Source organism: Methylobacterium sp. J-001, from assembly GCF_022829565.1.
GTDB lineage: Bacteria > Pseudomonadota > Alphaproteobacteria > Rhizobiales > Beijerinckiaceae > Methylobacterium.
Map to the genome: position 1 here is coordinate 45,071 of NZ_JAKSYN010000170.1, position 6,323 is coordinate 51,393.

The following is a 6,323-nucleotide window of genomic DNA, read 5'->3' on the forward strand; positions in this document are numbered from 1 at the left end:
AGGACAGGATGGCCGAACCCGGCATACGCAGCATCCCGACCCTCGTCGGCGATGCGGTTCGCGAGCTGCGCGATTTCGTCGGCGACGAGCTGGCCTTGTTTCGCGCCGAGATGGCACAGGGCGTCCATCGGATCTCGCTGGGCCTCGGGCTGCTGATCGCGGCGGCGGTCCTGGCCATCACCGGCCTGTTCACGCTGCTCCTGGCCCTGGTGAAGGGCATCGCCGTCCTCGTGCAATCGGACGCCCTGGCGGCGCTGATCGTGGGCGGCACCTGCCTCGGGCTGGCCCTGGTGCTGGGCCTGTTCGGCCGGAGCCGGGCCTCGCTGGCGAATCTCGCGCCGACCCGGACGGGCCGGCAGATCAAACAGGATGCGCAGGTTCTCGCGGATCGCCCTGGACATCGGCTCCAGGACGATGCGTGAGAACCGCGATCTCGCAACGTCCCGAGAGCCGGAACCGGCCGTTCGGGACGCTGCGCCAACGGAGCATGGGACCACATGAGCAACGCGGCTGACGAACTCGAGCAGGATGTTGAGGCAAGCCGCGGGCGCCTGGATCGCACGCTGGGCGATCTGCAATCCCGGCTGCAGGGGCCGGGCATGCCCCGGGACCTCGCCGACCTGAAGCGGTCCGGACAAGCCGCCGGCGAGGCCGTCGAGCGCTTCGTCGCCGACGTGCGGGTGAACCCCGTGCCGGCCCTTCTGATCGCGGCCGGGCTCGGGCTGCTCGTATACGACGTGGTCCGTTCGACGGCGCGTCGGCGCTCCACCGCGATCGCGGCCGGATCCTCTGCCGCGGATCGGGGGCTCGCAGCGAACCAGCCGGACCGGATGGAGGCACGGCTTGATGAGGCCTTGGAAGAGAGTTTTCCCGGGAGCGATCCCGTTTCCGTGCGGATCACCAAGTAGCGCGCGCTGACAGGCACGCGAGACCCGCGAGGGGCGGCCTGTGATGGCCGCTCCGTCCCCGGCGCCTCTGGGGGGCCCATTGTCGGCTTATGGCCGGGCGCCGTCCGGATGTGGTCCGGCTCATCCGGTGTGGAACTGCCGTTCAACGCCGTGTCGGCTGGGCCATAGAGCCGTCGATCACTGATTTTCGCCCTGAATCTGCGCGGTGCGCGACAAAATATGCTTGCGGTTGGCCCCCGAATGTCAGGCCATTCGGCGCCCCCTCGTGCTGCTCCGGGAACACGTCCGCAATCGGACCGGTATTCACCGCAGTGGCGCGCGTCCGGGAGGCGAAGGGGACCTGATATGACGGACATGGATCCCGAAACGGGCCCCGCGATCGATCCCCAGGCCGCGAGGATGCCGGAGGTTCTGCGCCTCGCGACGGCCTTGGCGGAGCAGATGCTGGCCGCCCAGATCATGGGACGCGCGATCTCACCGGCCCAATTCACGGCTCTGGTGAGCGCGGCCCGGCTCCTTCAGGACAAGGATGTGCCCTGGCCACCGCTCGTGCAGGAGGTCGTCCACGAATTGGCCGAACGGATGGAGGCCGCCGGATCGGAGCCGGACGGCAAGGCCTGACGGCCGCCCGCCCCCGGCCGCCTCGCTATGGGGGCCGGCCTCGGGCGGTCGTCGCGACAGGATGTGAAGCCGCCGCCGGTCGCGTGACGCCCCTGTCACGACCGCCCCACCGACCCGGTGTTACAGATCGAGACCCCGACCATGTGGTACCTCTACGGCTTCGTGCTGCTGGCCGGCATCGCCAACGCCGTCCAGGCGGGGCAGAACGGGGCGCTCTCAAAGGGCTTGGCCGAGTCCTTGACCGCGGGCCTCGTGGTGGCGGCCGGCACCGCCACCTGCATCCTCGTGGTCGGCCTCCTCTCCGGCAAGCTCGCCTGGCCGACGGCGGCGCAGGCGCTGGCGATGCCCTGGTGGGCGTGGTTCGGCGGGATCCTTGGCGGCTGCATCATCCTGGCGCAGTTCATCGTGGCGCGGCAGATCGGGGCGGCGCCGTTCCTCGGCCTGCTCGTGACCTCGGGGGTGGTGACCTCGATCGTGCTCGACCATTTCGGCTGGGTCGGCTTCGAGATCCATCCCGCCAGCCTGTGGCGGATCCTCGGCGGCCTCCTGATGGTCGCGGGCGTGGCCCTCGTCGCCGCCTTCTGACGGCCGGATGGCCGAGGGCTTCGACCGGCGTCCCCGGAACACGCCCACCTGGATGGGGTTGCTCATCGGAGAGTGGAGGAGCACGCGATGCTGACGGGTGGTTTGCTGTGGTTGATCGGTGTGCCGATCCCCGTCCTCATCCTGATCTGGTTCTTCTTCCTGCGCGGGCGATAGCGCATCGTCTCGAAAGGGGCAGAGACCGCCTCGACAGGCCTGCTCCCGGGGCTATCCTGTCGGGATGCGCATTTCCTTCGCCGCCATCGCGTTCGTCGTCGCCGCCGGTGGGGCGGCCGCCCAGCAGCAGCGGCCGACAATCCCCGAACTGCTGACCGCGGAGGCGAAGGCTGCGCTCGCCTGCGAGGGTTCGGGCGATCCCGCCATCATCCGGGAGCAGTGCCGGCTCCGCGACCGCTTGAGCGGGCGTCTGGCCCAGGCCGGCTATTGCTGGGGGCGCAAAGGCCAGACCGACGAGACGAAAGACTGGCACGCCTGCCAGCCCGACTCGATCTTCGAGGACGATATCGAGGCGGTCCAGCGCTGAGGCCGGGCTTCGGAAGGCCTCGGACCTGGCCCGGGTGCAGGACTTAAGCCCGGCACGTCTCACGGGCTTCGCCTTGAACCTTGGCGAAGGGCTGCGGCCTTCGGAAACCCGTACCAAGCACGCCGGATCGCGATCGCGCGTTCGGGAGCGCTCGTGGCCGAAGTCGATACCGATTCGGTGTCGGCGAGCGCGTCACACCAGGGATTGATAGGCGCGCCGAATGGCCACGCGATCGGGGACGGCACTAGCCGATCGCCGCCGGGTGGGGCTTCGGCTCGCCTTTGTAGTGCCGCGGGATCAGCGGGCAACCATCGTGCACACGGAAGTGCGACAGCGATGAGCGCCGCACCGCGGTGTAGCCGCCCTGGATCATCAGCCGCCCGAAGCAGGCCGGGCAGCGCTTGAGGGCATCGCGATGGCGGGCCTGCGCCTCGTCGACCGTCATGGCCACCCAGGCCCCCTCGACGGAGACTTCGCAGGTCGGGATTCCAGGCTTCACCATGAGACGACGATGCCGTTTGGCGGCGCTCCGCGCCAGCGCAGGCGCGCCACAGCAATCCGCCGACCGACAGGATTTTGTGCCGCAAAGCGTCGCGGTACGACCGGGGTCACGCGCAGCCGCTCGGGCGGCCGGCTCGGTCTCCGCGTCATCGGGCCGAAGTCGTTCGCCGGGTGATGCCCTGCGAGGCCCCCTTCAGGACGCCGGCTTGTTCTGTCCAGATTGTGCCTTGATACACAGCAGCACGCGACGAATATGGTTGCGTAGCTCGTCTTTACTATTCGATACCGCTTCGGCTCTCTTTGCAGAGTCCGGTTTGTCACACGTCGACATGGCAAGTGCCCCAAGCAAGGAGCGCCACCTCAGCGGGCCTTAAGGCCTTGGTTCGGAAGGCGATCGCCAGTAGCTTTAATGGATCGTCTCGCCAAAATCTCGATATAATTGCAACTCGGCGACTCAATTCAAGTTTCAGATATTTTAAGGTTTATCGTTGTTTTTGAATGCTGCTGTGTCGCTTCGCACTACGTAGCCGAATGCATGGGCCCTCTCCGGAGGGTTTCGGTCAGGGGGGACGCGCTAGGTGCCGGAACGCTTCTACTTCGACATCGAGAACGGCAGGGAGTCGATCCGTGACGAGGAAGGCGTCGAGGCCGACAGCTTGGAGACGGCCTTGGCGGAGGCCCGGAGCGTGATCCGGGAGATGGCCGACGAACTGGCCGCTTCCGATCCCGACGCGATCTGGACGCTTGTGGTGAGGGACGCGTCCGGATCTGCGGTCGGGCGTCTGCCGATCAAGCCATAGATCCGCGCGCACCATCCGTCGAACCGAGAAGCCCGCGCCGGCCGATGCGCCGCTCGCGGCGGGGGGCGTCAAAATTCCGCGGCGCAATGGCGGATCTTGGCCGCAGCGTCGAGAGCTAGCGGAGAATGTGGTATCTCTATGGACTGACGATCCTCGCCGGACTCGCGAATGCGGTTCAGCCCGGCCAGAACGCGACGCTGTCGAAATCCCTCGGGTTGCCGATCACCGCCGCGTTGCTGACGCTGCTGATCAGCACGGCCGCTCTCTTGGTCGGCGGCCTCACGCTCGGCAAGCTCGAGATGCCGAGCGGGCAAAAGCTGGTGCAGGTGCCCTGGTGGGCGTGGCTCGGCGGATTCCTCAGCATCCTGCTGATCCTTGCCCAGCTCTACGCGTCGCCATCCATCGGCGCCGCATCGTTCTTCGGCATCATCGTGACGGTGGGCGTGGCCGCGTCGATCGTGCTCGACAATTACGGATGGGTCGGTTTCGCCGTGCATCCGGCGAGCCTGTGGCGGATCCTCGGCGCCGTCCTGATGGCCGTCGGCGTGGGAATGGTGGCCCTGTTCTGAGCCGCGGTCGATCTCACGCCGGATCCGTTCTCGCCACGGCCTCGGCTGCGTACCGGGCGCGCCCGGGACCATCCCCCGCCGCGCCGGTGCGGGTACACCACGCGGCGAACCCCTCGGGCTCGATCGGCACGCGCACGACCTCGACGCCGCTGCGCTGGACCTCGCGCTCCATCTGCTCGGTGGCGATCCGCCAGGTCTCGTAATGGGGCGGCAGTTTCGTCCCATCGGCGAGGCCGGCGCGAAGCGCCTCATAATGCTCCGGGGCGTACCAGGGCAGGCCCACGCGGCGCGGTCGGGTCATCGGAAACTCGCAACCGGTGCATATCGGGAGGCACGGTACCGACCGCTGCATGGTCGGTGCTGCCCTCAACGGCGAAGTAAGGCTTTTGGTTCTGTCGCCCGATCACCCCGGCCTCGCCGCCGGCCTTGGGCGAGGTGCCGGCCCCCTGGTGTGAAAGCGCACGTGCGACGCAGACGGGTCGGATTTGCGCGCGGGCCGGCACCTGCCGGGTGGTTGTCGGCGTTGCCCGGTATCCGTAATTCAGATCCGCCGGATCGCGACGGCGTCGTGATCCGGCCACCCTTCCCAAGGGTGTCTCCTCCCAAGACTTCGGGCCGCTCCCTCGGGGGTGGCCTTTTTTGTCTTCGCGGACGAATGGACGGACCCTATTCGCCAGCCTGAGCGGTATGGGCGACGGCACCGTTCCGCCCGAACGATTCGTCGGCCGCCTGCCGCAACTCCCGGCGGGCGATGACGTCCGCGAGGGTCACCAGAGCGCCCATCAGCACCAGGACCAAGACAACACGACGAAGAAGCGGCCGAGTGAACATGCGCAGCATCCCGGAACGACGGCCTGTCTAGCAGAGGTCCTGCCGGGCGGCTGCCGCTCCCGGGTCACAGAGGGTACGGAATGCGAACGCCCGCTACGCGGTGATTGCGGATGCGTGCGTTCGGAGCGGGGGTCAGAGACGATCCGACCGAGACGGCGGGGCGTCATCGTCGTCATCATCGTCGTCGTCATCCGGCGGCGGCGGTCCCCGGCGACGGGATGGCGGCATTCCATCGTCATCGGCCTCGGGCGGCGGCGGACGGAACCGATTCGGTGGCGGCGGGCCCCGATCGAGATCCGCGCCCGGCGGCGGCAGGCGCCGCTCATCGTAGGGCTGGGCGCCCGCGCCTGCGGTCGCGAGGACCAGCAGGGCGGCGCTGGCAAGGAATACGCGCATGAAGCCTCCATCAAGCTGCCCGTCGGGCATGGCTTCCCGTGAACGCGTGGTGGATCGCGCGGTTACATCCGCGTCGGGAAACGAGGGCTGGCACTGTCGCCCGCCGTTCACGGCGGCTCCGTGATCACGGCTTCTTGAGCAACCCTATGTACGGACGCGGCGTTGCCGCGCCAGCCCCAGTAATCCCCGAGCGATGCTCAACGGGCCGAAGATATTTACCGATGGTTTACTATGACGCGCCGCGCCATGGCCGGGCAGTGTGTCCGTAAAACTACAGCTTTTCTGTCGACCGATTGGTAGTCATGGCGTCAGATTTCACGTCCTGGATTGCCCCACATGACCAAGCTGATCGCCTCCCTGGCCGCCTTCACCGCCCTGACCGGCGCCGCTTCGGCCGCCGACCTGCCGCGCCGCGCCGCCCCGCCACCGATCTTCACCCCGGTGCCCGTGTTCACCTGGACCGGCGCCTACTTCGGTATCAACGCCGGCTACGCCTTCGACGCCAGCAGCCGCTCGAACAGCTCGGTCTTCGGCGTCCCCGCCGCCTTCGCCGCCGCCGGCACCACCGCCA

Annotated in this window: 10 protein-coding genes and 1 pseudogene; 9 read left to right on the top strand and 2 right to left on the bottom strand. The window is 68.1% G+C overall.

Going from position 1 to position 6,323, the window contains the following annotated elements; translation table 11 throughout:
- The first annotated feature begins 8 nt into the window (after window positions 1–8).
- The 5 genes from MKK65_RS21875 to MKK65_RS21895 all read left to right on the top strand — a co-directional run bounded on the left by MKK65_RS21875 (window position 9) and on the right by MKK65_RS21895 (window position 2,655).
- On the top strand, window positions 9–422 hold the full coding sequence (locus tag MKK65_RS21875; RefSeq protein WP_058192891.1) for a phage holin family protein: 414 nt from the start codon (window positions 9–11) through the stop codon (window positions 420–422).
- A gap of 75 nt (window positions 423–497) precedes the next feature.
- Window positions 498–908, top strand: coding sequence for a hypothetical protein (locus MKK65_RS21880; protein WP_243960191.1), 411 nt, complete (start codon window positions 498–500; stop codon window positions 906–908).
- Window positions 909–1,262: 354 nt separating this feature from the next.
- Window positions 1,263–1,529 (top strand): hypothetical protein, encoded by a 267-nt coding sequence (locus MKK65_RS21885; RefSeq protein ID WP_058192889.1) that lies wholly within the window; start codon window positions 1,263–1,265, stop codon window positions 1,527–1,529.
- Window positions 1,530–1,670: 141 nt separating this feature from the next.
- A complete protein-coding gene (locus MKK65_RS21890) occupies window positions 1,671–2,114 on the top strand; it encodes a DMT family transporter (RefSeq protein ID WP_243960190.1) in 444 nt (147 codons plus the stop codon).
- Between the two features lie 238 nt (window positions 2,115–2,352).
- Window positions 2,353–2,655: a hypothetical protein gene (locus tag MKK65_RS21895; protein WP_058192887.1), complete on the top strand. Its 303-nt coding sequence runs from the start codon at window positions 2,353–2,355 to the stop codon at window positions 2,653–2,655.
- Between the two features lie 244 nt (window positions 2,656–2,899).
- Here the strand turns inward: MKK65_RS21895 and MKK65_RS21900 are convergent, their stop codons facing one another.
- Complete coding sequence (locus MKK65_RS21900) at window positions 2,900–3,157, bottom strand: hypothetical protein (protein ID WP_058192886.1); 258 nt, start codon at window positions 3,155–3,157, stop codon at window positions 2,900–2,902.
- 577 nt (window positions 3,158–3,734) lie between these two features.
- Between MKK65_RS21900 and MKK65_RS21905 the strand changes: the two genes are divergently transcribed.
- Together MKK65_RS21905 and MKK65_RS21910 are read left to right on the top strand one after the other, a co-directional pair.
- The gene (locus MKK65_RS21905; protein WP_058192885.1) at window positions 3,735–3,956 is read left to right on the top strand and encodes a DUF6894 family protein; all 222 of its coding nucleotides are present in this window, start codon (window positions 3,735–3,737) and stop codon (window positions 3,954–3,956) included.
- A 125-nt stretch (window positions 3,957–4,081) separates the two neighbouring features.
- Window positions 4,082–4,525: a DMT family transporter gene (locus tag MKK65_RS21910; protein WP_058192884.1), complete on the top strand. Its 444-nt coding sequence runs from the start codon at window positions 4,082–4,084 to the stop codon at window positions 4,523–4,525.
- Between the two features lie 13 nt (window positions 4,526–4,538).
- Here MKK65_RS21910 and MKK65_RS21915 read toward each other — a convergent pair whose 3' ends face one another.
- Window positions 4,539–4,826: a hypothetical protein gene (locus MKK65_RS21915; RefSeq protein WP_058192883.1), complete on the bottom strand. Its 288-nt coding sequence runs from the start codon at window positions 4,824–4,826 to the stop codon at window positions 4,539–4,541.
- A 386-nt stretch (window positions 4,827–5,212) separates the two neighbouring features.
- Between MKK65_RS21915 and MKK65_RS21920 the strand changes: the two genes are divergently transcribed.
- Window positions 5,213–5,794, top strand: coding sequence for a hypothetical protein (locus MKK65_RS21920; protein WP_243960188.1), 582 nt, complete (start codon window positions 5,213–5,215; stop codon window positions 5,792–5,794).
- Window positions 5,795–6,088: 294 nt separating this feature from the next.
- Window positions 6,089–6,323 (top strand): annotated as a pseudogene (locus tag MKK65_RS21925) (porin family protein); the annotation flags it as partial.